At 44.0% G+C, this 26,402-nt stretch carries 20 protein-coding genes, 3 pseudogenes and 1 riboswitch; of the genes and pseudogenes, 10 read left to right on the forward strand and 13 right to left on the reverse strand.

All coding sequences use genetic code 11. From position 1 onward, the window contains the following. Positions 1 to 443 precede the first annotated feature (443 nt). Positions 444 to 1,733, forward strand: a complete 1,290-nt coding sequence (locus H6G17_RS23485) for a HAMP domain-containing sensor histidine kinase (protein WP_192161020.1) — start codon at positions 444 to 446, stop codon at positions 1,731 to 1,733. A 93-nt stretch (positions 1,734 to 1,826) separates the two neighbouring features. Here H6G17_RS23485 and H6G17_RS23490 read toward each other — a convergent pair whose 3' ends face one another. Both H6G17_RS23490 and smc read right to left on the reverse strand, forming a co-directional pair. Further along, positions 1,827 to 2,837, reverse strand: a complete 1,011-nt coding sequence (locus H6G17_RS23490) for a PRC-barrel domain-containing protein (RefSeq protein WP_192161021.1) — start codon at positions 2,835 to 2,837, stop codon at positions 1,827 to 1,829. A gap of 99 nt (positions 2,838 to 2,936) precedes the next feature. Next, positions 2,937 to 6,599 carry a chromosome segregation protein SMC gene (gene smc, locus H6G17_RS23495; protein WP_192161022.1) on the reverse strand — a complete coding sequence of 1,221 codons (3,663 nt, stop codon included), beginning with the start codon at positions 6,597 to 6,599 and terminating at the stop codon, positions 2,937 to 2,939. A gap of 117 nt (positions 6,600 to 6,716) precedes the next feature. Here smc and H6G17_RS23500 point away from each other — a divergent pair, with 117 nt between their 5' ends. The 3 genes from H6G17_RS23500 (at position 6,717) to glcD (ending at position 9,431) form a co-directional block, all read left to right on the forward strand. Beyond that, entirely contained in the window at positions 6,717 to 7,067 is a 351-nt protein-coding gene (locus tag H6G17_RS23500) for a DUF433 domain-containing protein (RefSeq protein ID WP_192161041.1), read from the forward strand. Then, complete coding sequence (locus tag H6G17_RS23505) at positions 7,045 to 7,419, forward strand: DUF5615 family PIN-like protein (RefSeq protein WP_192161023.1); 375 nt, start codon at positions 7,045 to 7,047, stop codon at positions 7,417 to 7,419. The genes H6G17_RS23500 and H6G17_RS23505 overlap by 23 nt, the downstream gene beginning before the upstream one ends. Before the next feature lie 539 nt (positions 7,420 to 7,958). Next, the gene (gene glcD / locus H6G17_RS23510) at positions 7,959 to 9,431 is read left to right on the forward strand and encodes a glycolate oxidase subunit GlcD (protein WP_192161024.1); all 1,473 of its coding nucleotides are present in this window, start codon (positions 7,959 to 7,961) and stop codon (positions 9,429 to 9,431) included. Between the two features lie 41 nt (positions 9,432 to 9,472). On the opposite strand, the gene H6G17_RS23515 is transcribed toward glcD, so the two are convergent. From H6G17_RS23515 to H6G17_RS23525, 3 genes are all read right to left on the reverse strand, one after another. Next, positions 9,473 to 9,676, reverse strand: coding sequence for a hypothetical protein (locus H6G17_RS23515; protein WP_192161025.1), 204 nt, complete (start codon positions 9,674 to 9,676; stop codon positions 9,473 to 9,475). A gap of 43 nt (positions 9,677 to 9,719) precedes the next feature. Continuing rightward, positions 9,720 to 10,328, reverse strand: a complete 609-nt coding sequence (locus tag H6G17_RS23520; RefSeq protein ID WP_199316952.1) for a hypothetical protein — start codon at positions 10,326 to 10,328, stop codon at positions 9,720 to 9,722. Positions 10,329 to 10,652: 324 nt separating this feature from the next. Continuing rightward, positions 10,653 to 12,245, reverse strand: a complete 1,593-nt coding sequence (locus tag H6G17_RS23525) for an iron uptake porin (RefSeq protein ID WP_192161027.1) — start codon at positions 12,243 to 12,245, stop codon at positions 10,653 to 10,655. A gap of 482 nt (positions 12,246 to 12,727) precedes the next feature. Here H6G17_RS23525 and H6G17_RS23530 point away from each other — a divergent pair, with 482 nt between their 5' ends. Further along, positions 12,728 to 14,335, forward strand: coding sequence for a sodium/solute symporter (locus H6G17_RS23530; RefSeq protein WP_192161028.1), 1,608 nt, complete (start codon positions 12,728 to 12,730; stop codon positions 14,333 to 14,335). 44 nt (positions 14,336 to 14,379) lie between these two features. Here H6G17_RS23530 and H6G17_RS23535 read toward each other — a convergent pair whose 3' ends face one another. Then, positions 14,380 to 15,282, reverse strand: coding sequence for a sugar ABC transporter permease (locus H6G17_RS23535; RefSeq protein WP_199316953.1), 903 nt, complete (start codon positions 15,280 to 15,282; stop codon positions 14,380 to 14,382). A 264-nt stretch (positions 15,283 to 15,546) separates the two neighbouring features. Between H6G17_RS23535 and H6G17_RS23540 the strand changes: the two genes are divergently transcribed. Together H6G17_RS23540 and H6G17_RS23545 are read left to right on the forward strand one after the other, a co-directional pair. After that, positions 15,547 to 16,071 (forward strand): hypothetical protein, encoded by a 525-nt coding sequence (locus H6G17_RS23540; protein WP_192161029.1) that lies wholly within the window; start codon positions 15,547 to 15,549, stop codon positions 16,069 to 16,071. Beyond that, positions 16,068 to 16,712 carry an OmpA family protein gene (locus H6G17_RS23545; protein ID WP_192161030.1) on the forward strand — a complete coding sequence of 215 codons (645 nt, stop codon included), beginning with the start codon at positions 16,068 to 16,070 and terminating at the stop codon, positions 16,710 to 16,712. The genes H6G17_RS23540 and H6G17_RS23545 overlap by 4 nt, the downstream gene beginning before the upstream one ends. A 41-nt stretch (positions 16,713 to 16,753) precedes the next feature. Here H6G17_RS23545 and ilvD read toward each other — a convergent pair whose 3' ends face one another. The 5 genes and pseudogenes from ilvD to H6G17_RS23570 form a co-directional block, all read right to left on the reverse strand. Then, the gene (ilvD, locus tag H6G17_RS23550) at positions 16,754 to 18,439 is read right to left on the reverse strand and encodes a dihydroxy-acid dehydratase (RefSeq protein ID WP_192161031.1); all 1,686 of its coding nucleotides are present in this window, start codon (positions 18,437 to 18,439) and stop codon (positions 16,754 to 16,756) included. 516 nt (positions 18,440 to 18,955) lie between these two features. Next, on the reverse strand, positions 18,956 to 19,135 hold the full coding sequence (locus tag H6G17_RS23555; protein WP_192161032.1) for a ssl1498 family light-harvesting-like protein: 180 nt from the start codon (positions 19,133 to 19,135) through the stop codon (positions 18,956 to 18,958). A 119-nt stretch (positions 19,136 to 19,254) separates the two neighbouring features. Next, positions 19,255 to 20,049 (reverse strand): annotated as a pseudogene (locus H6G17_RS23560) (thiazole synthase); the annotation flags it as partial. A gap of 196 nt (positions 20,050 to 20,245) precedes the next feature. Then, positions 20,246 to 21,361 (reverse strand): annotated as a pseudogene (gene thiO, locus H6G17_RS23565) (glycine oxidase ThiO); the annotation flags it as partial. A gap of 101 nt (positions 21,362 to 21,462) precedes the next feature. After that, positions 21,463 to 21,558: riboswitch (TPP riboswitch) on the reverse strand. 142 nt (positions 21,559 to 21,700) lie between these two features. After that, the gene (locus H6G17_RS23570) at positions 21,701 to 22,039 is read right to left on the reverse strand and encodes a 2Fe-2S iron-sulfur cluster-binding protein (RefSeq protein ID WP_106168436.1); all 339 of its coding nucleotides are present in this window, start codon (positions 22,037 to 22,039) and stop codon (positions 21,701 to 21,703) included. Positions 22,040 to 22,133: 94 nt separating this feature from the next. Between H6G17_RS23570 and cimA the strand changes: the two genes are divergently transcribed. Then, the gene (gene cimA / locus H6G17_RS23575) at positions 22,134 to 23,792 is read left to right on the forward strand and encodes a citramalate synthase (protein WP_192161034.1); all 1,659 of its coding nucleotides are present in this window, start codon (positions 22,134 to 22,136) and stop codon (positions 23,790 to 23,792) included. Between the two features lie 14 nt (positions 23,793 to 23,806). Here the strand turns inward: cimA and H6G17_RS33560 are convergent, their stop codons facing one another. After that, the gene (locus tag H6G17_RS33560) at positions 23,807 to 24,280 is read right to left on the reverse strand and encodes a hypothetical protein (protein WP_242038558.1); all 474 of its coding nucleotides are present in this window, start codon (positions 24,278 to 24,280) and stop codon (positions 23,807 to 23,809) included. A 241-nt stretch (positions 24,281 to 24,521) separates the two neighbouring features. On the opposite strand from H6G17_RS33560, the gene H6G17_RS23585 reads away from it, so the two are divergent. Next, positions 24,522 to 25,259, forward strand: coding sequence for a hypothetical protein (locus H6G17_RS23585; protein WP_192161035.1), 738 nt, complete (start codon positions 24,522 to 24,524; stop codon positions 25,257 to 25,259). A gap of 68 nt (positions 25,260 to 25,327) precedes the next feature. Beyond that, positions 25,328 to 25,996 carry a hypothetical protein gene (locus H6G17_RS23590; protein ID WP_192161036.1) on the forward strand — a complete coding sequence of 223 codons (669 nt, stop codon included), beginning with the start codon at positions 25,328 to 25,330 and terminating at the stop codon, positions 25,994 to 25,996. Between the two features lie 61 nt (positions 25,997 to 26,057). Here the strand turns inward: H6G17_RS23590 and H6G17_RS23595 are convergent. Continuing rightward, positions 26,058 to 26,402: pseudogene (locus H6G17_RS23595) on the reverse strand (cation acetate symporter); the annotation flags it as partial.

The raw sequence follows: 26,402 nt of genomic DNA on the forward strand, positions 1-26,402 counted from the left end.
TTATAGAGTTCCTGGAGTTAGCACTAATTCTCGTTAACGGCGGTTAAAACTGCATCTACACAGATGAAACCAGACGAGCGCAGGTTTCTTGCATTCCTCAAATCCGCTCTATAGTCTGCGCGCGTCAGACTTTGTTTGTGTGGTTCCGCAAATTCTATTTGCTTAGGCTTATCCGAGAAGTATTGCCTAGAGTTAGTACATTTGTCTCCCGTAGCTGAACTGAGGCAGTAGGTAACTGAAGCCTTGTTATGAAAAAATGAGAGCTTTCTCATGCAATCTTCATACTAAGTTCACGCTCGTAATGTAATATTGAAGTTGCTATTTTATTACTTTTTTTACACTATTCTCATGTACGATTCGAGTTGAACTGGAGCGTATCGCATCTCATTTTTCAGAAAATTGAGAGCGATATTCAATTAATTTGAGATCGGTGTAAACATTCAATGTTCCAATCATTACGTTGGTTATTCTTACTAACTTATTTATTAGTAATGTCCGCTATATTTGGCGCTTCTAGTACAGCTATTTATATCTTTTTTAGCCGTAGTCTAGAGCAACAGTTAAACGATCGCTTACAGATTTTGGCTGAAGCTGCTATTCCTAGTTTGCGAATTATCAAAAGCCGAGGAATTCAAAGATTAGATGATGAACTTCCTTGGCAAGAGTTATTCCGCCACAATCAAAGCCTCGAATGGTTTAATCCTAAAGGTAAGCTCTTGGCGAAAGAGGGAAAATTTTTTGCTAATTCGTCGTTGTCGCAAGCCTTAGCTGATGGTTTACAAGAGGGCTTTCCAATCCTACAGCAACAAGGACAAGTTCGGACTTTTGCTATTGCTGTTTATACCGAAGAGCGAGATAAAACCACCTTACGCTTAGAAGGATATATTCGCGCTAGCGAGTCTACTCAAGATTTGATCTGGAAGTTAGATCAACTGCGATCGGGTCTGATTGTGGGAGGAGTCACAGTATTACTATTAAGTAGCATTAGCGGTATTGGTTTAACTTGGCTCACACTTCAGCCAATGCAACGCAATTTAAGGCGATTAAAACACTTTACCGGAGATGTAGCTCACGAACTACGCAATCCCCTAACCGCGATTAGTACTACAGTAGATTTGTTACGTAATAGTCCAGAAGAGTTAAGTTTAACTCAGTTGAGAAAGTTAGCAATTGTCGATCGCGCCAACGAGCAAATCATTCATTTAGTAGAAGATTTACTATTTTTATCCAGAGCTAATATTGATAGCGATCGCCTCGATCGCGATTTCAACTTTGCACCGATTCACTTAGAAGAGTTACTGCAAGATTTAGTCGAACGCTTTGAACCACAAGCTCAAAGTAAGCAAATTCAATTCACCCCGCATTTACGTACTGGTATAGTCGTGAAAGGTGACAGCCATAAACTCAGCCGCTTATTTTCTAATCTTTTAGATAACGCACTCAAGTACACAACCGACGGGGGAAGAGTAGCGTTATTTTTAGAACAAGAGCAACGATTTGCCGTGATTCGGATTGAAGATACGGGAATTGGTATTCCACCAGATTCTCTACCACTCATTTTTCAGCGCTTTTGGCGAGCCGATACAGCTAAATCTGAAAAAGACGGTTTAGGCTTAGGGTTAGCGATCGCACAAGCGATCGTTCAACAGCATAAAGGTGAAATAAAAGTCAGCAGTAGATTAGGTGCTGGTAGCAGCTTTCGCGTGTTGCTACCACTAGATGCTCAGGCGTAAATCGCAGAAAAAACGAAGAGACGTTACATGTAACGCTTCTACATTTAGATGATGAATTACATTTTGACTTTTAACTTTTGACTTTTGACTTTCCTAATAGCCGCCTTCTTCTTCGTATTCTGGTTGCTTGATTTTCTTGGGAATATTCAAGGGCTGCGGTTCCTCATCTTCTCCCCAAGCATCGCCATCGAGATCGTCATCCAAATCTTTCGGTGCTGTGTATGGCTTCGGTTCAAACGGTTGGGGTTCGGGGTAGCGGGGTGGAGGCGCAGGCGTATAGCGATCGCTTCCCGACGCTTCACTCCAGTTTTCTTCTTCCTCTAAATCGCGATCGTATCTGTTGGGTTCGTACTGCTGCTGGCGGCGTAATGGCTGCTGTTCGATCCGAGGTTGGACTGTTTCATACTCGTATTCATCCTCATCCCAGGCTTCCTGTACCGCAGGTTGAGTTGTCTTTAAAGGTTGGGCTTTTGGTGCTTGCAACGGTACGCCACTTCCTAGCTGGTTTTCCGGTCGCACTGCTGTGGGAGTATAGTACTCGTCTTCTTCTTTCTCCCAAGGTGCTTTACCAATACCGAGCCTTTCTAACACCCCAACACTCAGACGATTAATTCTTTCTTCAGCGCCTTCAAATACAATTAACCGATTGGGTCCACTGCTAACAACTTCTTCAATTGGCAATTCATAAGTACTAATTACCTGGTCGGGGATCTGGGGTAAACCCAGCGAAGCGATAATTAGGGAATGGATTTTGCCTGTTTGAGCGTTAAATGTAAAGCCACGCACCCGCCCCAAGGGTTGACCTGTTTCTGTAATGACTTCACAATTAACTAAGTTGCTGTAAATCTCTACATCAATATCTTCGATCGCGTCTTCGTTCTCCACCAAAATCACATCGCCGATTTTGCTGATGCTGCTCAGGTACATGTAACGCGGTACGCTAGCAAAAGCGATCAGGTTGTCTCGCAAACCAAGAGCTACAACCTCCCTGCGATCGATATCTACCCATAGTTGGCTGACAACTCCTAATACTTTGGCGTTGTCATCCGCGATCACCTTTGTATTTAAGATGTCGGAGCGTTTAATAGTGTTTTCAGAGGTCATTGCTTTGCGGAGTCCCGATCTCAAATCAGGGTTAACGGTTAATACTTTCTAACGATCGATACTATTATGATGGAATCCTCAACCAAAGTTGTCTTAGGGTTACAATTTTATGCCTAAAACTTGCGTATAAGCTCCTCGCGCTTGGGTCACTCCTATTGTACGTTCGGCTGATTCTATCATGGGTCGGCGCAGACTCACGACAATAAACTGTGCTTGTTTAGCCTGCTGTTCGATCATTCTAGCTAATCGTTCCACATTTGCCCCGTCTAGGAACATATCTACCTCATCAAAGGCGTAAAAAGGTGACGGACGATAGCGTTGTAGAGCAAAGATAAAACTCAGCGCCGTGAGTGATTTTTCTCCCCCCGACATAGAAGCGAGACGTTGTACGGGTTTACCTTTAGGATGTGCGACTAAATTAAGTCCACTGGTGAATGGATCTTCTGGATTATCGAGTTGCAGAAATCCATCCCCATCCGATAGAGTGGCGAAAATAGATTGAAAGTTTTCATTCACCGCATCAAAGGCTTCTTGAAATGCCCGTTGGCGCAGAGTGGTAAAGTTTTCAATCCGCAATAACAATTCAGTGCGTTCGGCTTCTAGGGTCAATAATTTTTGACTCAATTCTTCTAAGCGAGCATTGGTACGTTCGTATTCTTCTAACGCCAACATATTGACAGGTTCCATCGCTTCCATCCGCTTGACAAGCGATCGCAATTCTTTCTGCAATTGTTCTAGATCGACCTTATCCGGTACTTCTGGTAGGGGATCGGGCATTTCTGCGGCTTGGATTTGAATCTGCGCTTGTAAGTTAACTAATTCTTCCCGGCGCGATGTTTGCGTTTCTTGCAGTTTTTGCTGTTGCCATTCTACCTGTTGTTGGTTGAGATGCAATTCTCGCAGCTTTTGTTCGGCGCGATCGCGTGCTTGTCTTTCCGCCGTCATCCGCTGTTCGATTTCTTTCAAGGATGTATGGATCTGTTTTAAATGTTCGCCAATCTCCTGTAATTGAGCATTGACAGCTGCTTGCTGCGACTGATTTTCTTGTTGCTGTTGCTGGTATTCTCGCGATCGCACTTCGCCTTCTTGAATTTTCTCGTGCAATCTTTGAGTTTGATTTTCTATGTCTTTCAATTGCTGTTCGGCGTTACGAACTATCTCGATTCTAGTTTGTAATTCCTGTTCTTGCTGTCTAATTGCGGCTTGAATTTGCTGCCATTGACTGTTAGTTTGAGATTGTTCCAACTCCACTAAAGCTTGGCGCAATTGTTGTAATTGTTCTTCTTGAATGGGTAAGTCTCGTTCTAAAGTCTCTAACCTAGCTTGTACCGTAGATAGTTGCTTTGTGTTCTGAGCCAGTTGCGATTGCCCAGTTTCCACTTGTTGGATTAGCTTGCGAATTTCTTTTTGTAATTGATCCTTCAAGAGATTATTTTCTCTTTGTTTGGTCTTCGCTTCGGTTAATTCTTGAGATAGATTTTTAGTTTTGGCTGCCAAATTACCAATCGATTCACCACACCGAGCTAAAATGCGATCGATTTCTTGCAAGCGATTTCTTAACTCCATAACTTCCTGGGATTCAGTAGCATCGCTCGTACCGAAATGCAAACTGGAATTTTGCTGGCTGATACTACCCCCAGTCATCGCCCCACTGGTTTCTAACAATTCTCCTGCTAAAGTGACGATCCGATATTGCCCTAAATGAGAACGCGCCGATTGCAGATCGGCAAAAACAACCGTACTGCCAAAAACATAGCCAAAAATATCTTGATAGCGGCGATCGCATTCAATTAAATTAATTGCATAGTCGATATAACCATTGGCATAGCGCAACCCCGAAGCAGGCGAAAATCGCGGGGCTTGAATTTTATTTAGGGGTAAAAACGTCACCCTCCCCCCTCGTTTTTGCTTCAGGATCTCAATCCCCGAAGCCGCCACGCCATCATTCTCTACTACCAATTGTCCCAACCGCGCCCCAGCCGCAATTTCTAAAGCCAGTTGATACCGAGGTTCGACTTTCCCGAGTTGGGCTACCAAACCACAAATCCCGCTTAAACCCGATTGCAGCAAAATTTTTGTGGCAAAAGTCCCTTGAGTTTCCTGCAAGGCTTGAGACTGCGCCTCCAACTTATCCAACTGGCGCTGTTTGTCTCTTTGTTCTTGGAGTAGGCGATTTTGAGTTTGCTGTTGAACTTGCAATTCGGCTTCAGCCGCAGCTAAAGATTGGGCTAAAGATTGAATTTGCTCGATTTGACTCGATAATTGCGTTTCTATTTCGGTTAATTGTGTTTGCTTTGTCGCCAGTTCTGGCTCTAAAGTTTGAATCAACCCAGTTTGTTCTTGAATTTGCTTTTCTAATTGATGCGATCGCTCGCCTAATTGCGCTTGTTCGGTACGCTGGGGTTCTACAGTTTGCAGCAGAGATTCAACTTGGCGGCTGAGGGCGGCTTGTTGTTGCACCCAAGCATCGGAAGCATCGGCGACTGCACTAGCTTCTGTACGACTTTGTTCTAAGGTTTGTTGCGCCTCATCTCGTTGTTGACGCAGGCTAGAAAGTTGAGCCACGATTTCTTGCTGCTGTTGTTGCAACCGCACCAGAGAATTTTGGTGTTGTTGAATTTCTAACTGTTGTTGCGTGTAAGCATTTCCAGCATTTTCATAAGCATTTGTCAAGTCTCTTTGGCGATTTTGTAGCTGTCGCCGTTCGGCTTCCTGGGTGGCTAGAGTTGATTGCAGAGATAAGAGTTCTTCTTCCCCCAGAGTCTTCACTCGTGCGTTGAGTGCGTCTAATTCTGCCGTTACCTGCTGAATTTGGGTGTTGAGGGTAGTAAGTTGAGTCGTTAATTCAGTTAGGGTACGATCGCCCGTTTGAATTTCTGCCACCAACTTTTCTTGTTGCTGTTGCAGCGATCGCCAAACTAAAACAATTTCCCACTGCTGCTTCTGCTGATATTCTATTCTCAGCTTTTGATATTTCTCAGCTTGGATGCGATCGTGAGACAGGCGATCGCGCTGGGTAATTAATTCAGTTTCAACGATGCGATAGCGATCTTCCCTGTCTTTAACTTCATTTAAGGTTTCTTTTGCCTGAATAATTTTGCGATCGTAATTCGCTACCCCCGCTAGTTCGTCAATAATCTCCCGTCTTTCTCGCGAGTGCATGGAAATAATACTCGTCACGTCCCCTTGCAACACCACATTGTAGCCTTCAGGATAAACGCGGATCTGACTCAGTTGTTCGTGCAACTCAGTTTGAGTACAGGTAGAACCATTAATGTAATAAGTTGACGTATACGAACCCTGTTGAGTGACTCGTAAGCGGCGCGTGATTGTTAATTCATTAGGGGTGAGGAGTGAGGAGTGAGGAGTGAGGGGTTCTTCTTCCCCCGTGTCTACCGTGTCTTCCTTGTCCCCCTTGTCCTCTAACTCTTCAACATAATGCCCATTTCCATTAACCTCTGTCCCCTCTGCTCCCTGCTCCCTGCTCCCTGCTCCCTCTAAATCAAAAGTCACAGTCACAATCGTCTCTACTGCCGATTTTCCGCGTGTGGCTTTGTCGTGGTTGACAAGATCGGGTAGGCGTTCCGCCCGCATTCCCCGGGAACTTGCTAGACCGAGGCAAAATAGGAGAGCATCAAGAATATTAGATTTACCGGAACCGTTGGGACCTGAAACGACGGTAAACCCTGGTAGCAAAGGAATTTTCGTCGTGCCACCAAAGGACTTGAAGTTCGTGAGTTCTACGCGCTTGACATGAACCATGTAGGCTGGTCAGTAGAGGAGTGTGAGGAACAAGTGTATCAAAGACAGGATGCCCAACAGGTTAGCATAGAATTTTTGCATTGCTACAAGTGCGCAGAACATAGAGGGGAAGATGAAATGCAACTAGAAGATTATTTCGACTTTCAGCGCCCTGATGATATTCGAGTCAAAGGAACAAGGGTTGGGATTGAGACTATCTTCTATGACTTCATTCATCGTTGTCGGACTCCAGAGGAAATTGCTCGAAGTTATCCTTCAGTCACCCTAGAGCAAGTCTATGCGACAATTCTTTATTACTTGCACCACAAAGAAGCTGTTAGCGCGTATTTATCTGATTGGATAGATTGGAGCCATAAAGCGCGTGAAGAACAGCGCCGTAATTCCTCTGCTGCGGTACGCAAGTTAATGAAACTTAAAGCTGAGCGCAAGGCAAATTTGAAGGCGAATGGCTCTAAAATTTCTGCTTGATGAAAATTTTGATAAAGCCTATCAGCATCAATTTCTCCGCCAAAGTCCTGAATCAGTTATGTGGGTAGTGGGAGATCCTGGCGCTTCCCCTAGAGGCACACTAGACCCAGAAATTTTAATTTGGTGTGAGGAGCATGATTTCATACTGGTCACAAATAACCGTAAATCTATGCCCATACATTTGAATGACCATATTGCAATAGGTCGTCACGTACCAGGAATATTACTATTAAATGTTGACTTTAGTATTAGTCGAAACCTTGAAGAATTATTCTTGATTGCCGAGTATGCTTTTGAGGATGAGTATCAAGATCGGATCGTTCATTTACCACTACCTGAGAATCTTGAATAACTAAAATAAATTCACTTGGATATCTTCTCTACAGATAATTATAAATTGCATAACCTACTAACAAAATTTATCTCTCATTCAACTATCAATATTGTTGAATTTAACGATGAAATGATATTTTGCTATCTGCAAAATCCACAAATACCCACATAGCCCGTGATTCTGACTTTTCGCTTAATTGGTCATGAGTGAGTAACGATCTGGCGTTTGGTGCGTGGTGCGTGAAATGCTTCTGACTCTTGACTTTTGGCTTTTGACTTTTGACTTTTGACTTTTGACTTCGGCTTGACTTGTCAATAAGCTCTCGGCAAGTGAGAATAGAAAAGTAGTCGAAGTTACAAAAAAAATTGTAACAAAGATGAATTTAGATAATTTCAAGGGTTGTAGTTTCTGTAACAATATTGGAGAGGGCGATCGCAGGGAGTCAATCCAAATTAAGTAACATAGCGATACTTTTTATCCGCCATCACTGAAGTTTCAATCTTTAAGTTGCAGTATCCAGCAGTTTTAAAAATAAATTTAATTTGCGAGAATTCCCTATGCTAATCCAAGACAAGCAGCAGCGTGACTGGAAGACAATTATTAAAAAATTTGAAGCAGTCTTAGGCAAAAATGGCGTGGTACAGCGTCGGGAGGAATTAATTACTTATGAGTGCGATGGGTTAACGAGTTATCGCCAGCGTCCCGCAATTGTCGTGTTGCCAAGAACGACAGAACAAGTAGCGGAAGTTGTAAAGATTTGCGATCGCCACAATATTCCTTTCATTGCCCGTGGTTCCGGTACTGGTTTATCTGGTGGGGCATTACCAATAGAAGACTGCGTGTTAATTGTCACCTCAATGATGCGGCAAGTCCTCAGTATCGATTTGGAAAACCAGCAAGTTGTGGTACAGCCAGGGGTGATTAACAATTGGGTGACGCAAGCAGTTAGCGGTGATGGATTTTACTACGCCCCCGATCCTTCCAGTCAAATTATCTGTTCGGTGGGCGGGAATGTTGCTGAGAATTCCGGTGGGGTACATTGTCTTAAATACGGTGTCACTACCAACCACGTTTTAGGCTTAAAAGTCGTCACTCCCGATGGTTCAATTGTCGATTTGGGCGGACAAGTACCAGAAATGCCGGGTTACGATCTTACAGGCGTATTTGTCGGTTCCGAGGGGACGTTGGGAATTGCTACCGAAATTACGCTACGGATTCTCAAATCAGCTGAATCAATTTGCGTCTTGCTTGCCGATTTTACCAGCGTAGAAGCAGCAGGGGCGGCAGTTTCAGACATCATCAGTGCGGGAATTATTCCGGCTGGGATGGAAATGATGGATAATCTCAGCATCAATGCTGTAGAAGATGTTGTTGCCACGGGTTGTTATCCCAGAGATGCTACGGCAATCTTGTTAGTAGAAATTGACGGCATAGCTGTAGAAGTCGCAGAAACTAAACAGCTGATTAGCGATATTTGTTTGAAAAATGGTGCAAGGGGAATTACTACGGCTAGCGATCCTGAAACGCGCCTCAAATTGTGGAAAGGACGCAAAGCAGCATTTGCCGCTGCCGGACATCTCAGCCCCGATTACTACGTCCAAGATGGTGTGATTCCGCGGACTCAACTGCCCTTTGTTTTACAAGAAATTGAAAATTTAAGCCAGCAGTATGGTTATCAAATTGCCAACGTATTTCATGCGGGTGATGGGAATCTTCACCCATTAATTTTGTATGATAATTCCGTACCAGGGGCATTGCATCAAGTAGAAGAATTGGGGGGAGAGATCCTGAAACTCTGCGTTAAAGTTGGTGGTAGTATTTCCGGCGAACACGGCATTGGTGCAGATAAGAAATGTTTTATGCCCGACATGTTTTCTGAAGCAGATTTAGAAACGATGCAATATGTCAGGGAAGCGATTAACCCCAAAGGTTTAGCTAATCCCGGCAAGATCTTCCCGACTCCACGCACCTGTGGGGAAGCTGCTAAGATGACTGATATTAAAGAGTTTGCTGGAGTTGAGAGATTTTAGTGCAAATCGCCCTTAGACTAACAATCTGGGGCGATCTCAACTCAATCTGTCTGCGTAGGTAAGTTTTGCCCGTTAGGAGATATATTACCTGCAATACCTAAAGCAGGATTGCTTTCGTCAGACCAATTTTCTAGCCAGTTACCATCTACATCTTCTACGTGTTGGTAAATCCCATCTTCGCCAAGAGTTCTTCTACTATGTCTTAAAGCCCTAGCTTTTTGGAGAGCTTCTTTTGCTCTCCTCATGCTTTGCTCTCTAATTGTATCGTGCTGACTGGTCACGATGACCTCATAAATCTATATTGATTCTACGGTAGCACTGTTCGGGTAATAAGTCGCTATTACTGAGTATAGAGCTAGCGATTTCTACCTCAATCTGGGCTTTAACTGAATTAAAACTAATGAAGAGTCCGCGCTGAATTCTCCAATATTTCAATGTTGACTCCCACTCATGCTGCTTTTCATCTGAAAGTTTTTCTCGAAGAGTTGTTAATTGAACGCACAGGCTTAGTTCCTTTGTTGAACAGGTAATTAAATCTGTTGCCATTGACAAATCAGCAATATATGGGTTCAGAGTATATCCGCCATAAAATTCTATTTCAGAACAAATTAAATTAACAAAAGCAGCATCACTTCTACTAAAATTTTCTGCCATCAGATTTTTCTTCCAAAGGTTTAGTTTTGGATCTTTTTCATTAAACCAAGTTGGAAATAAATATTCATACCAGTATCTTTCTACGGGTGACAATTGAGCAAGTTCAGTGTTTCTCTCTGCTTCAGTTAAAAGTTGGATATTAAGCCAAAAAGACACATCTGCTATCAACTCCTCGAGTAGCTGCATCACATATTTTTTTCGCATCAAAAAACCAGATTTTTTTTGAGCTATCCAGCGCCTCATTTCATCTAGTCTAGATGCGAGTCTAGGAGATATATGTTGTGCGTCTTGAATTAGCTGTAGCAGATCGCGTCTAACGTCTTCGGGGTTTCTCACCTACAGAAGTAAATACTGTTAAATCTCAGTGTTACTATACTATATCCGAAAAAACGCAAAGACACCAAGATTTCTCTTAGCGCCTTTGCGTCTTTGCGCGACAATCTTAACCTATCAAAAATTCTTCATCACCATATCATATCTAAAGGGCGGGTTTATTGAGTTCTTGGTTTATGAGTGAAGATCTTTGGTAAAACCCGCCCCTACAGGTTCAACAAAATTGATTGGGGATTAAAAATTGAAACTCGTCCGAATTACCCCAACATATTGATTGCTATTATCGCTGTTATTTTCAGGATTAAATACAACCCAAAAACCAGGAGTCACAGAAATATAATCGTTAACTTGAAAACGATAAAAAGCCTCAACATGATATGAAGTATCGTCTTCATCGCGCACATCGCTATCTGTCACTCTAGGAGGTAAACCAACCAAAATTCCTGGTAAATTACCTTCACCCCCCACATCTGGGAAAGTTAAACCCACAGCACCATACCAAAGATCTGCACTATCCCCATCTTCAACAGTACTAGCAATAGTTCCTCCACTACCATCGGCGATCGCACTCAAACCCGAACCGTTGGCACTCGCACTGATGTAACCTACCCAACCATGTAATTGAAACTTGGGTGAAAAGCGATAAAAACCTTGAAAAGCAAAGATGTCTGCGGATGTCGCAATATCATCTCCAAATGGTTCGCTAGCCAGCAAACTACCCGTACTACCAGTGAGATCCACGACTCCCGCCGGGTTATAACTGCGCGAGTAAGCAACACCAGCCGCACCCCAATCACCATCTACAGCGAGTTGCGCTAAGGCGTGATACGTACCGTTAAATAAACCAGCACCATCACCAGGATCGCTGGGACTACCAGCTAAATATCCTAGAGTCAAAGTTAAACTCTCGGCAATCTCCCAATTCACCGCCGCACCACCACCACCGCGACGATACAGGGGACTGTACTCGCCAAACAGAGAGGGAATACCTCGGCTATCATCGGCAATGCTAGGAGGAGTCAGAGTATCTGTAATATCGGTGTAACCGACTCCGGCGGGACCTACAGTAAAGGTGAGGTTGGAACCAACGGGAAAGCGATACAACAAGTGCGGTACAGTTACATCGTTATCGGTGTTCGTATCGAAGTTAAGCCGTGTCATGTTCGTACCCGACACGTCTTCCATATCGCCAAAGTTACCAAATTCCAAACGAGTCCGTAGTAAATCTCGTCCGGTAAAACTCGTTTCAAAATTCATCCGCGAACGATAGCCGAATATCGTATTAGAATCGTCCTCATCTCCAGCTATGCGATCGCCAAATGTATCTGTAATTGCTGTAATTAAACTGACATTAAGTTTTGTCGTCGTCGAAAATTGATTGGCTTCTAATTCTGCTGTTTGCGCTTCCAAACTATCAACTCGACCGCGCAAAGTTGCTAGTTCCGTACCAAATTCTGTTTGCAATCGTTGTAATGTTGCTAAGTCTTCTTTGGTTACTAAATCCGCACTAGCTGTAGTAATTAGTTCGTTGACTCGATCTAAACAAGCATTCAATCCTGCTGCAAACTCATATCTCGTTAAAGCGCGATTGCCTCGATAAGTTCCATCAGGATATCCGGCAATGCAACCATATCTTTCTACCAAAGATTGCAAAGCTTGAAATGCCCAATCTGTTGGCTGCACGTCTGATAGTTGAGATACTGACGTAACTTGAGCCATACTATTTTCTAGCGGCAATGCTAAGGTAGTTTCCGCACTCATTCCTACTAAAGCCGCTACTAAATTCGCAGCCAGAAACAATCTAGCGTGCGGCAATTTTGTGTTCATCCGTTCGCCACTCACTTTATTTTTTACAAAAAATTTTACCCTGCTTTTATTTAGTCTAAAGAGAAAACCTTTAGGCTCAACAATAGCTGTTTTTTAGCAGCTTTACATCTTAATAAATCAAGCATATCATCGAGCATCTAGCTACAGTCATATATCTTATGGATGAGTTTGGATTAACTTAAGAAAAATTCAAAAATTTGATTACGAATTTTAAATTACTTTGTCCAAGAGTCCAAAATATTTCTACGATTAATTATTATGAGTTTTGGTATTAAGAAAATATCTAACCCAAGACTGATAACAATCAAACAAAATTTAGTCTTCACTAAAAATCGCAGCTTTTTGCGGCTAGGGATCGACAAACTACGAGAAATCTAAGAAGTAGGTGTTCGGAACATTCCCGCACCTACTTCTTAATTTTTCTTCACACAACTTTTCGTTCGACGTTTAGTTAAAAAAATTTAAATTTGTAGGAGAAGACGGTGGCTGCTATAGATATCGTGTTTCTCGTTGCTTACTTTGTAGGTGTAGCGGCGATTGGTTATTGGTCGAGTCAGAAAAGTTTAGCGACTAGCAAATCATACTTTTTGGGCGGTGGAACTATTGGTTGGGCAGCAATTGGTGCAAGTCTATTTGCTAGTAATATTTCTGCCGAACACTTCATTGGATTAGCAGGTAGCGGTGCTAGTTCTGGTCTAGCAGTGGGGCAATTTGAATGGATTGCCTGTTTTATGCTGTTGCTATTAGGCTGGCTATTCGTGCCGTTCTATCTCCGCACTGGTGTATTTACGATGCCGGAGTTTTTAGAAAGGCGTTTTAATCGTGAGTGCCGTACCTATTTATCCGCAATTTCATTAATTGCTTATGTCTTTACAAAAATTAGCGTAGCAGTCTATGCAGGTGCGATCGTTCTGCAAACAATTTTAGGCTGGAATATTTGGCTAGGCGCGATCGCCTTGATTGTAGCTACGGGTGCGTATACAATTTTTGGCGGTTTAAGGGCAGTTATTTACACTGATTTCTTCCAAGCATTTATTCTGATTGCTGGGGGAATTTTCTTAACTGCGACAGCAATTATTGATGTGGGTGGTTTCGGTGCTTTGTATCAAAAAGTCGATCCCAACTTTTTTAGTTTGTGGAAAGACATCAATCATCCCGATTTTCCCTGGACGGGAATTTTATTCGGCGCACCCATCTTAGGTTTGTGGTATTGGTGTACAGACCAAATGATCGTCCAACGTACCCTTGCCGCACCTAATATTGAAGTCGCAAGGCGATCGACAATTTTTGCTGGATTTTTAAAACTTCTACCCGTATTTATCCTTGTCTTACCAGGGATCGCCGGGAGAATTCTGTTTCCCGACGTGGAACCAGACCGGATATATGCCACGATGGTGAATAATCTCCTCCCGCCTGGAATTAAAGGATTAGTGGTAGCTGGGTTACTGGCGGCGTTGATGAGTTCTCTTTCCAGCGTCTTTAATAGTAGTTCCACGCTAGTTGTGATGGACTTCTACCAAAAATGGAAACCAGAGGCAAGCGATCGCGAGTTAGTGCGAGCCGGACAAATTTCAACTATTCTATTGGTAGTGACTGGTTTGCTGTGGCTTCCCTTTATCGGGTTGATGAGCAATCAGCTTTATGTCTATCTCCAGTCCGTACAAGCCTACGTTTCACCACCAATTGCTGCTGTCTTCTTGATGGGGATATTGTGGAAACGCGCTACTGGTAGGGCGGCTTTCAATACCTTAATTACTGGTTTTATTTTGGGTGCAATTCGATTTATCGCCGAAATCGCCGTCAAAGCAGGTTGGATAACTTGGCGACCTTTAGTAGTCTATGCCACGATCAATTTCTTACACTTCGCGATTCTGCTGTTTGTCATTTCTATTGCCATTTTGGTACTTGTCAGTTTAACCAGTGCTGCACCAAACCAGAGACAACTGGAAATCTTCCAACACTCAGACGCAGAGTTGGAGAAGTTTGCTGGTTCGCATCGATCGCACAATCTCAATGTTAGATCGAGTTTCATCCTCGCCGCGATCGTCTTGGTATTTTGGGTTGTTTTTAGTCCCTTTGTCGTTAGTTAATTGCTAGAAAAAGTAGAGACGTTACATGTAACGTCTCTACACTGCTAATTTTTCGGCGACAGTTTCAGATTCAAAATTGACAAAACCAAGATGATTAGAAACATTGCCAAACCGATCGTGCAGGCGTAGCTAATATCTAAACTACTGCCAAAAGCTTGCTCGTAAAGGTAATAAACAATAGTTTTAGAACTGTTGCGGGGTCCACCTTTGGTCATGATGTAGATTTCTTCAAAAACCTTGGTGGCGGAAATGGCAGAAATGACGGCTACTAGCATTAAGTAAGGTCGCATTAATGGCACTGTAACATCCCAGTGTTTGCGCACGCCATCGGAACCGTCGATCGTAGCGGCTTCGTATAATTCTGCTGGAATCGACTGTAACCCAGCTAAATAGATGACCATGTAGTATCCTAGTCCTTTCCACACTGTCACCGCGATGACGCTAAAAAGGGCGAATCTGGGACTAGTCAGCCAGGGTATACCACTAGTTAAAATTCCAGTTTGTTTCAATAATTGATTCAGCAATCCATTCTGAGCATATAACCACCGCCAAGCAATCCCTGCTACGACCATAGAAATAATAACTGGGGTGTAATAGGCAGCGCGAAACCAGTGCATTCCCCGTAGTTTCTGGTTAACTAAAATCGCCAAAACCAAAGGAATTGCTACCAAAATCGGCACGGCGATCGCCAAATACAATATTGTATTTCCTAGAGTTTGCCAAAAGACTTTATCCTGCCACAAACGCTCAAAGTTAGCAAAACCAATCCATTCAGGTGCTTGGGTTAAGTCGTATTCGTAACGAGTAAAGCTCAAGTAAAATGCTTGCAGGGCAGGATAAAAGACTGTTAATCCTAGAACGAGCAGCGCTGGTAGTAAAAATAAGTATGGAGTGAGGCGCTGTTGAATTAACGTCCAGTTAATGGGAACGAATTTCTGCATGGTCATTGCTTTGTAGGGGCAATCGGAGCTTTTCGATGTTTCTAGTGTTACTCAAATAAGATTTGCACTTAGATAGCGGACGTGTAAAAGTTTTCTCGCTTCATTTATAATTTTCTGGTCGCCGCTAAACACGACGGTTGGATGGCTTGAATCAGTGTAGGTTGTATTGATATCTAAGGCAACGGAAATATTACTATGAAAACATGCAAAGTTATTTTAGTCTCTTGCCTAATATTCTCTACTAGTATTTGTGGGTGTCAAATAGATACTTTGAACGCACGAGCAACTCAGCCGAGTGTTGCGGCTGCTCAAGAACCAGAAAATTTTACAGGTGTCCGGCTTGCAAGTATAACTTCAGCGTCAGCTAAAACATTGTTAATAACGCTTAGTAAGAACTCGAAGCCTAAACCGATCCAGACGCGATCGGGACCAGGGGGTTTAGAAGTTGACCTCGTGCGTGCTGGCATCACTGGAAAAATTCTCACTGTCGAACTGCTCTATCGCAACCCAACCAACGCATACACCCGCAATGTCGAGATGCCGATTCAGCAGGTTAGCTATATTGATGATGCGACAGCAAAACGCTATGGCGTGCTTAAAGATGAATCTGGTCAATACTTGGCATCGCCTTTGGGAAAGAGGGACAAAACAATCGTGGATTTGGGAAATTTTTCTAGCGTCGAAAAGTCTAAGGTGGCGTGGTTTAAGTTTCCTGCACCGCCTGCCGGAACAAAGACTATTTCGATTAACATTCCCGATGTAGGTCCTTACGACGGTATATCGGTACGACCATGAAATACGTTCTCCTCCAAGCGGCTTTCAGCGTTTCTGCGATGATGTTGGCAAGTTGCAATGAGCCGATCGAGAAATCTCGTGATGCTTCTACTGCTGAGTCAGTTAATCCGAAACAAGTACAGCAGTTTGCTACTGCGCAAGTACAACCGGAGCCGTTGAAGCAGGAACGAGAACGCGCCTTATCTTTTCCGGATTCCGGTAGTCAATTAACAGGTGATGTTAGCGATCTGGAAGGACTGGTTGCTGACTTGGATGGTCGTATTACAGAGTCGGAAACAATTATCGATCTGCCAGCTGATGTGCTGTTTGATTTTGACAAAGCTAATATTCGTCCCGATGCTGTTCCAAGGTTAGAGAAGTTAGCTCGCCTGATTCAACAATCCGGTAGTGTTATGGTGCAGGTCAACGGTTATACAGACTCGAAAGGCAGCGATGCGTATAACATGAAGCTATCCCAGCGTCGCGCTGCTGCGATCGCCCAGTGGCTTGCTAGCAAGGAAGGCATAGAGTCCGAACGCTTGCGGACTAAAGGCTATGGCGAGAGCCAACCTGCTGCACTAAATGTGAATCCAGACGGTTCGGACAATCTAGAAGGACAGCGGACAAATCGCAGAGTTCAAGTAATCATTCCGCGATCGTAGGTTTTGTCCTCTGCCATCCGCTTTAAGAATTCGCTTCGATATCAACCCAGACCCAGATCCGTCACAGCACCGAGACTGCTAGAAGATACTAACTTGGCATACTTTGCTAACACGCCTGTAGTATAACGTGGTGGGCGGGGCTTCCAACTAGCGCGACGTTGGGCTAATTCTTCATCCGATACGTGCAGGTGTAAGCTACGGGAACGAGCGTCGATGGTAATTGTATCTCCTTCTTGCACCAGGGCGATCGCACCTCCTACAGCGGCTTCTGGGGCGACGTGACCGACGACCATACCGTATGTTCCACCTGAGAAACGCCCGTCAGTGATTAATCCCACCGAATCTCCTAAGCCAGCGCCGATAATCGCCGAAGTAGGGGCTAGCATTTCTCGCATCCCAGGACCACCTTTGGGTCCCTCGTAGCGCACGACGATGACATCACCTGCTTGGATCTGTTTTGCCAAAATTGCCGCTAGACAGGCTTCCTCGGATTCAAATACCCGCGCTGGACCCGAAATTTTTGGTAGCTTCACCCCTGTAATTTTTGCCACCGAACCTTCTGTAGCCAAATTTCCCTTCAAAATAGCTAAGTGTCCTTCAGCATAAAGGGGATTTTCCCAAGGACGAATCACATCTTGGTTTGCAGGTGGAGTATCGGGGACATCAGCTAAAACTTCAGCAATGGTTTGTCCGGTAATTGTCAGCGCGTCGCCATGTAATAAACCATGTACGAGCAACATTTTCATCACTTGGGGAATTCCGCCGACTTTGTGTAAGTCTGTTGCTACATATCTACCACTCGGCTTGAGATCGCATAGGACTGGAACGCGGGCGCGAATGGTTTCAAAGTCATCTAGAGTGAGTTCTACTCCTATTGAATGGGCGATCGCCAGCAGGTGTAAAACAGAATTGGTAGAACCACCCACAGCCATGATCGTCGCGATCGCATTTTCAAACGCTTTACGAGTGAGAATTTGGCGGGGTAAAAGTTGGTTGCGAATTGCTTCAACTAAAACAAAAGCTGATTTTTCCGTACTTTCGGCTTTTTCTGCATCCTCCGCTGCCATTGTGGAAGAATAGGGTAAACTCATTCCCATTGCTTCAAACGCAGAAGACATTGTATTTGCCGTATACATTCCACCACAGGAACCAGCCCCAGGACAAGCGCGACGTTCGACTTCGATTAATTCTGTTTCGTCAATTTTGCCAGCACTGTATTGTCCTACAGCTTCAAATGCACTGACAACTGTTAAATCTTTGCCGTTGTAGTGTCCGGGTTTAATTGTCCCACCATAAACAAATATTGCAGGGATATTCATCCGTGCCATAGCAATCATCGCCCCTGGCATGTTCTTATCACAGCCGCCGATCGCCAAGACTCCATCCATACTCTGTCCGTTACAGACAGTTTCAATTGAATCGGCAATTACTTCCCGCGATACCAGGGAATATTTCATCCCTTCTGTTCCCATTGAAATGCCGTCGCTGATGGTAATCGTACCGAACATTTGCGGCATTCCCCCAGAGTTACGCACTCCTGCTACAGCACGTTGGGCAAGATCGTTAATTCCCATGTTGCAGGGAGTGATGGTACTGTAACTGTTAGAAATACCAACGATGGGTTTAGTAAAATCTGCATCGCCAAAACCGACAGCCCGTAACATAGCACGGTTAGGCGATCGCTGTACGCCTTGGGTAACGACTTGACTTCTGAGGTTGTCCGACATTTTCTATCCTTGGGGATACGATCGTAGGGGCAGAGTTTGTATTGTCGCAAAAAAGATTGGACTTGGTGACAGAACTTCTTACGATTTAATCATGCCGCAGACAGATACTGATATTCACAGCAAAGTTACATAATAGTAACGTCGAGAGCAGAAATTTAGTTAAATTTCTTCCTCTCGACAAGGATAGTGAGTTAAATGGGAAGGCAAAAAGTTTGCCTGCTTGAATTGACATTAACAGCGATTGTTGACTGAACTATTGGTAAAAAGGTAGCGATCGCACTCTAGTTTTTTAAATAAAAATCATACATATAAATACTGCCAGAGGTGTAGAGTGGGCAAAGCCCACAAAAGCAATTGCCTGGTGGGCGTTGCCCATCTTACTACTGAAACTAAAAAATAAAAATTTCGCCCAAATGCTTTCTCACTCTCTAGCTGGCTCGCCTTATATGATATGTGCGAACGCTATGTCGAGCATCTGGCGAAAATAATGGATCGAATTGTCAAAAACTTTCGATATTAACTGGCGCTAGAGACAGCCACGGCAACGAATACTAAAGCCACAACCAAAACTGCACCTGCAACACCACCGATAACATAGTTACGCTTCTGAGCGTTGCTTGGTGGTTCTGCCGTATAAACTTTGGGTTCTACAGCAAAGTTATTTAAACGACCGCCTTCTTCGGTGGTATAGGGCATGAATCAAGTCCTTTCTACTCTTTACTTTGCTTAACTTTAACAAAAAATGGTAGAAATACTCTCATACTTTAGTTAAGAAAATTTACATATGCGGGAGTCGTTAGGGGCGCACAGCCGCTTTAGCTCGTGACAGTGCCGCTGAGGGGGGAACTAGCGATCGCGTAATCTTTGATTGGTATCCGTCCGGCGAGGTAGGCGAGTCGTCCGGCTTCAGTGGCTAGTTTCATGCCGCGTGCCATGGCTGGAGGATTTTTAGCTTGAGCGATCGCCGTGTTAATCAGTAAAGCATCTGCCCCCAACTCCATTGCTTGCGCGGCTTCGCTAGGCGTACCAATACCCGCATCTACCACCACTGGTATGCCAGCATTTTCAATGATGATTTGAATATTTGCCGTTGTTTTCAATCCTTGTCCAGAACCAATTGGAGAAGCTAAAGGCATCACAGTCACGCAGCCGACTTCCTCCAACCGTTTCGCCAGCATCGGATCGGCGTTGATGTAAGGTAATACAGCAAACCCTTCCTTCACCAATTGTTCGGCTGCTTGTAAAGTCCCAATCGGATCGGGCAGCAAATATTTTGGATCGGGAATCACTTCTAACTTGACAAAATTGTTATCTTCTTGTCCTAAAACCTTCGCCATTTCGCGCCCCAAACGAGCAACGCGAATTGCTTCTTCCGCCGTCTGACAACCAGCAGTATTGGGCAACATCCACAGCTTTGTCCAATCCAAAGCCTCAGCTAAATTTTCATGTCCAGGTGCTTTCGTTTGCACTCGCCGCACGGCAACGGTGACAATTTGACAACCGCTAGCAACCACGCTTTGCTGCATCTCTTCTACATTACGATACTTACCAGTACCAGTCATCAAGCGGGAAGAAAAAGTGCGATCGGCAATAACTAAAGGGCGATCGAGAGACTGTTGCTGTGATAGATCTAAGGTTTGCATTTGTAAATTGTTGGTAATTGATAATTGGTAATTGGTAGTTGGTAGTTGGTAGTTGGCAATGTCTCCCTCAGCTCCCTCAGCTGGGCGACTCTCTCTTCTCCCCCCTGCTCCCTGCTCCCTGCTCCCTGCTCCCTCTCATAAACCGCAAATAACTAAAACTCTCTAGCAAAGGATCTAATTTTTGTTCGCATAAGTCAGCAATTAGCTTGGCGGTGATAGGTGCGAGGAGGATGCCGTTGCGATAGTGACCAGTGGCTAAGGTAAGATTCGAGCAAGGGCTGTTTCCTAAAATGGGTAGTTCGTCAGGAGTCGCAGGACGAAAACCCCACCAAAATTCGCGAATTGGATAATCTTGTAACTGGGGATAGACGCGGATTGCACGTTGCAGTAAAGCTTGAATTCCCGCTGGGGTATTGCAAGGGGTAAATCCTACATCTTCACTGGTAGCACCGATAATAATGCGGCGTTCGCGGCGCGGCACGATGTAGACATCTGGGGCATATAAAACCCGCTGGAGAGTCGCATCAGCGCGATCGCTATCTGGTATTTGTACCGATAGCATTTGCCCTTTTTTCGGACGCACGGGTAAAGGTAACAACTCTGACGACCAAGCACCAGATGCCAGAATATAGCGATCGGCTGGGAAGTTACCACTTGCAGTCTGAACGCCAATAACTCGCCCTTGATGTTGTAAAATGCCTTCAACAGCAATTCCATCGTGCAAATCTACGCCCAAAGATTCTGCTGCCGACCATAAAGCCAAAGTCAAAGCCCGATTATCGACTTGAGCATCTTCGGGATACCACCAACCGCCCTCAACGGCTTCACTCAATCCTGGTTGGTAGAGGTGGATTGCTTGACAATCTAGCCAGTGTGCGGGGAGAGTCGGGAGTCGGGAGTCGGGAGTCGGGAGTCGGGAAATTTTAGACTGCTCCTCTGCTCCTCTGCTCCTCTGCCCTTCTGCTTCTTTGTCCCCCTTTTCTTGCTGATAAACTGGAGCTAAAATTCCGCAAGCCCAGTAACCTGTTGGTTTACCGCTAATTTCTTCTAGCTTGCGCGTCCATTCGGGGTAGAGCGATCGCGATCGCAAACACAGATCTAACATTGCCCCTGGAGGGAGTTGTTCGGCTTGAGGCGCTAGCATTCCCGCCGCTGCATGACTTGCCGCAGCATGAAAATCGCGGCAAAGTAAAGTGACAGATGCACCGCGCAATCTTAACTCAACGGCGATCGCCAAACCAACGACCCCGCCACCAATAATTAAAATGTCATTTGTCATTTGTCATTTGTCATTTGTCATTTGTGAGTTAGGCAAGAGGCGAGAACACGAGCGATCGCTTTTACCCGCAATGCTTCGCCAGCCATTCTGTATATATCTTGAGTTCTCATAAACAGCTTCCCTCCGCTGGTATTACCCAGTCTCAGGTTCTAAGGGACTATCTCAGCCTGGTTCCCCAGACACCCCTAGCTATGGTTGACTATCCTAGCACGCGGATAAGCGGAAAATGTGCATAGCTTCTCATGTTATCCCTATTGTCATAGTAGTTCGCTACATAACACATCGACAGGAAAAACGCAGATCTTCATCTCCATCAATAAACCCCTCAGCTTTCACTTTCTATAATTCCGAATTCCACACAGTTTCCGTACCTTGTCCCCAGAAGCCGTCAAATTTTGTTACCTTTACATCACCTAAAACTTTTGTTTGGCACGCTAACCTTAAGTTGCGCGTGGGAGAATGGGGAGGAAGGGAGCGACGGGTTTTATCTTGCCAATTTGGCTCGGAAACTTCGCCTTCAACTAACACCGCACAAGTACCGCAACTGCCAATACCGTGACAATTGATAACTTTAGCGCCACCGTTGTACAACTCAATGTCATGCTTAAGCAAGACTTGTCGTAAATTAGCGCCGCGATCGCATTCAATTGTTTTACCCTGAGCAATTACCTTTACCATATTCATGTTAGCTAGCGACTTCGCTATTTAGTTCTACCTAAAATCAGAATATCGCTTTCTAGAGTTCGAGCTTTCCTGTGTTTGTTCTTTCCCTATGACCGAAGCATTACCCCCTGCCTCCAATCCAAACCAGATCTGGATTTACGATACAACCCTGCGCGACGGTACGCAGCGTGAAGGCTTGTCTGTATCCTTAGAGGATAAATTACGCATTGCCCGCCAGCTAGACCAATTGGGCGTTCCCTTTATCGAAGGTGGATGGCCTGGGGCAAATCCTAGAGATGTACAATTCTTCTGGCATCTGAAGGAAGAGCCCCTCAAACAAGCCGAAGTCGTTGCTTTTTGTTCTACCCGTCGTCCCCATGTCAGTGCGGCTGAAGATTCACTCCTGCAAGCGATTCTGGCTGCTGGGACTCGTTGGGTAACGATCTTTGGTAAATCTTGGGATCTCCACGTTACAGAGGGGCTAAAGTGCAGCCTGGAAGAAAATTTAGAGATGATTCGCGATACAGTTGCCTACCTTCGCAGCCAAGGGCGACGAGTCATTTACGATGCCGAACACTGGTTTGATGGCTACAAACACAATCGCGATTATGCCTTAAAAACGCTAGCAGCCGCGATCGCCTCTGGCGCAGAATGGCTCGTCCTGTGCGACACCAACGGCGGGACTCTCCCACATGAAGTTAGCTCCATTGTCCGCGACGTAGCCTCATTTATTTCTGTAGGGGCGCACAGCTGTGCGCCCCTACCAATTCCCCAAATAGGCATTCACACTCACAACGATTCCGATACAGCTGTCGCCAATGCGATCGCAGCTGTGATGGAAGGGGCGAAGATGGTACAGGGGACGGTCAATGGTTATGGAGAACGCTGCGGTAATGCTAACCTCTGTTCTCTCATCCCTAACTTACAGCTCAAACTCGGCTACCAATGTCTTGCTGACGCACAAATGCCTCAACTCACTGAAGTCAGTCGTTTTGTCAGCGAAGTTGTCAATCTTGCCCCCGACGAACACGCACCTTTTGTAGGGCGTTCTGCCTTTGCCCATAAGGGGGGCATTCATGTCTCGGCTGTAGAACGCAATCCCCTCACCTACGAACATATCCAACCAGAACGAATTGGCAATCGCCGCCGCATCGTAATTTCTGACCAAGCAGGAATTAGCAATGTCGTCGCTAAAGCCCGTACTTTTGGGATTGAATTAGATAAACATAACCCCACAGCGCGACAAATTCTGCAACGATTGAAAGAATTAGAAAGTGAAGGCTATCAGTTTGAAGCCGCCGAAGCCAGTTTCGATCTCCTCATGCGCGAGGCTTTGGGTAAACGACAGCAATTTTTTGAAATTAAAGGCTTTCAAGTTCACTGCGATTTAGTCGAAGGGCGAACGAATACTAATGCCCTCGCTACTGTTAAACTAACTGTCAACGGTCAAGACATTCTTGAAGCCGCTGAGGGAAATGGTCCTGTAGCAGCATTAGACAGGGCGTTGAGAAAAGCTTTAGTTAACTTTTATCCACAAATTGCTCAGTTTGAATTGAGCGATTACAAAGTCAGAATTTTAGACGGACACAGCGGTACGGCAGCAAAAACTCGCGTCTTAGTAGAATCAAAAAACGGTCATCAGCGTTGGACGACCGTTGGTGTTTCTCCTAATATTTTAGAAGCTTCTTATCAAGCAGTTGTAGAAGGATTGGAATACGGATTAATGTTGCATATGATGGCAGACATAGTATTAAGTACCTCTAGCTAGGCTAAAATTAGCTATTATTCGTCACCCCATTCAATTTCATTTTTTAGTGCCTGTAATGGTGTTAGAAGCATGTCGGCTATGTCCGTTCTTCCTCTAGCCTTATAAATGTCTATAGCTTTTTGAAAATCTGCCAATGCCCCCTTTTTATCTCCTGTTAAAGTTCTAGCATGAGCGCGGTAAATATAAGCTTCTGCAAACTCAGGATTGAGATTAATGGCTTGAGTAAGATCGTCAAATGCTTCTTTGTATTGACCTTTTCTACCTTGATCGATTCCTTGTTGATAAAGTTCGTTAGCTTTCATAGCAATCCTTAATCTCTGCTCTTCGTGGCGCTTCTTACATAATGGGTCAAGGTTAAATACTTTTCCCGATGAATTAATTATATAGCAACCAGGATAATCCTGAGCTATCGCTACATTCTGAAAAAGAAATAGAGTTGAGATAGTAATAAAAGAAAAACCAGAAATTAAATGTCTTAGTTTTAGCATTATCTATGATTGTGTTAATTTATCTTTTCTTGGTTTTCAGTTTTCAAGACTTGTAAAACTCATAAATTTTACTAGTTTATATACAAGCACAATATTCGATCTAGACTTCGTAGTAAATCTACTTAAATATTTTCTCAAAATCCAACAAACCCAGCGAAATTTCACTGAAATTTCGCTGGGTTTGTTCGTGAAAGCAGTGTTATTTACGAAATAGCTTCTAAACAGCCTATGAGCTTCAACTATGAGTTACTTACAAAAATTCGCTATATTTATCGGTATTGCAACTGTAATTAATGGCATAACTTTCAAAGCGCAAGCTCAATTCTGTGCTGATGCCTCTCAGACAGCATTAACAAAAGCTCGACTAGATGCAATTGCTGCTAATCAAAGTATACCAGTGGGAGAGGCTCCACTAGCCTTTCAAAACTTTGCACTAGCTACTATCAGACCTGGTACTCCAATTCCAGAAAATAAGCGCAAATTTGCATCACCAGAAAGGGAAGCTAAGACGGGTGGTAAATTAAAGAACGTAGTACCGGATGGGGTGCTTTCACTTATGTTTTACCCTCCGTTTTTTCCACCGGAAGAATATCAAGACAGTGTTTTCTATGAGGTTAAAGCATTAAGTGGAGGTTTACTACCACCCAGTTACGACGAATACCAAATTCTTGGCTTTCTCGATGCTCTCCGCAGAAGCGATGCAGGATTAGCAGGAAGAATACCAGCAATTATTTTTCTTACTACTGCTGATGTTAGACAAATAAGTGCTGCAACAGTTGCAGAGGCTACATTTAAAGGTGTAGGTGTCTGGCACTCTATAGGCTGTGAAGTTCCAGGTAGTTTCAATAACCTCCAGCTTGGTCAAGCTTCCCTGAGAAACCCTGAAGTATATATTCTCCGCCTTACTTTTCCAGAATTTATAGGTCCTGGAATGCCTGGAAGACTTTTCTTGAATCCATCAAATTCAGATCCAGATTAATTACTAGATTAGAGATTATCTGAGCTATATCTCAATACAAGCATAGGGCTTAGTGTTATCATTGCTCTATGCACTTAGTTATATTCATTCAAATTAATGCTTTTACCTCGTTATTACAACCAGACAAAAATATGGTTCTAGAACAGAAAAGAGGCATTGAGTCTATTGACTTAAATCAAACTTTTGTTTTCGTTAAAGCCCCAATAAAAACTGTCACATCAGCCTTTGTTCGAGTAAGACAAGCGAATAGATGGGAACAGGATGTATACGATCGCGAAATAGTAACTACAGGTCAAGGCTTTATTGTATTTCAATTTAAAGAACAGGCTTGGACATCGATTTATAACTTTGGTTTTGTACCAGGTTGTACTCCAATCGAAAAAAAAGATACTCAAACTCTTTCTGACTGGCTGCAAACTCGCACAGTTTACTATAGAGTGAGCGATACGGGTGGCTATATTGGCTATGAATTATATGAAAACGGCAACTTTATAGAAACGTTAGACTTTGAAGAAGATATTTCTTTTTACTTCCAATCTCAAAATCGTCAGCTTCGACGCGAAGACATGGGAAGTGTATACGGATTTATTTATGATTTTATGGTCGAGCAAGATATTTATATCCCAGCTATACGTCGAGTTGAGAATCAACAAGGTTACGTGCGACTGCTAGGTCCTGAATTGGAGAATTTAGAACGCAGTGATTTTGAACGACTAGATTACCTCACGCTAGGATAAAAACATAATAAGGGCGCACAATTATAAAGGCGCACGGCTGTGCGCCCCTGCAATAGAAAAATTAATGGACAGACTCAACAGGTAATTCTGCACCCGCAGGAGAACGTAAATCTTCTACCATTTCTTGTACGGCGATTGGTGGTGGTGGAGTCAGACGCGATACCACCAGCGTGACGATGAAGTTAATTATCATCCCCACCGTACCAATTCCTTCAGGAGAAATCCCAAATAACCAAGGTTGCATTCCGTAGAATTTTACCCCGACGATGTAGAATAGGGTGAAAATTAGACCGACTAATATACCAGCGATCGCACCTTCTCGATTCGTTCGTTTGTCGAAAATCCCGAGAACAATTGCCGGAAAAAAGCTAGCCGCAGCTAACCCAAACGCAAACGCCACCACTTG

The organism is Chroococcidiopsis sp. [FACHB-1243] (genome assembly GCF_014696895.1).
Taxonomy (GTDB): Bacteria; Cyanobacteriota; Cyanobacteriia; order Cyanobacteriales; family Chroococcidiopsidaceae; genus Chroococcidiopsis.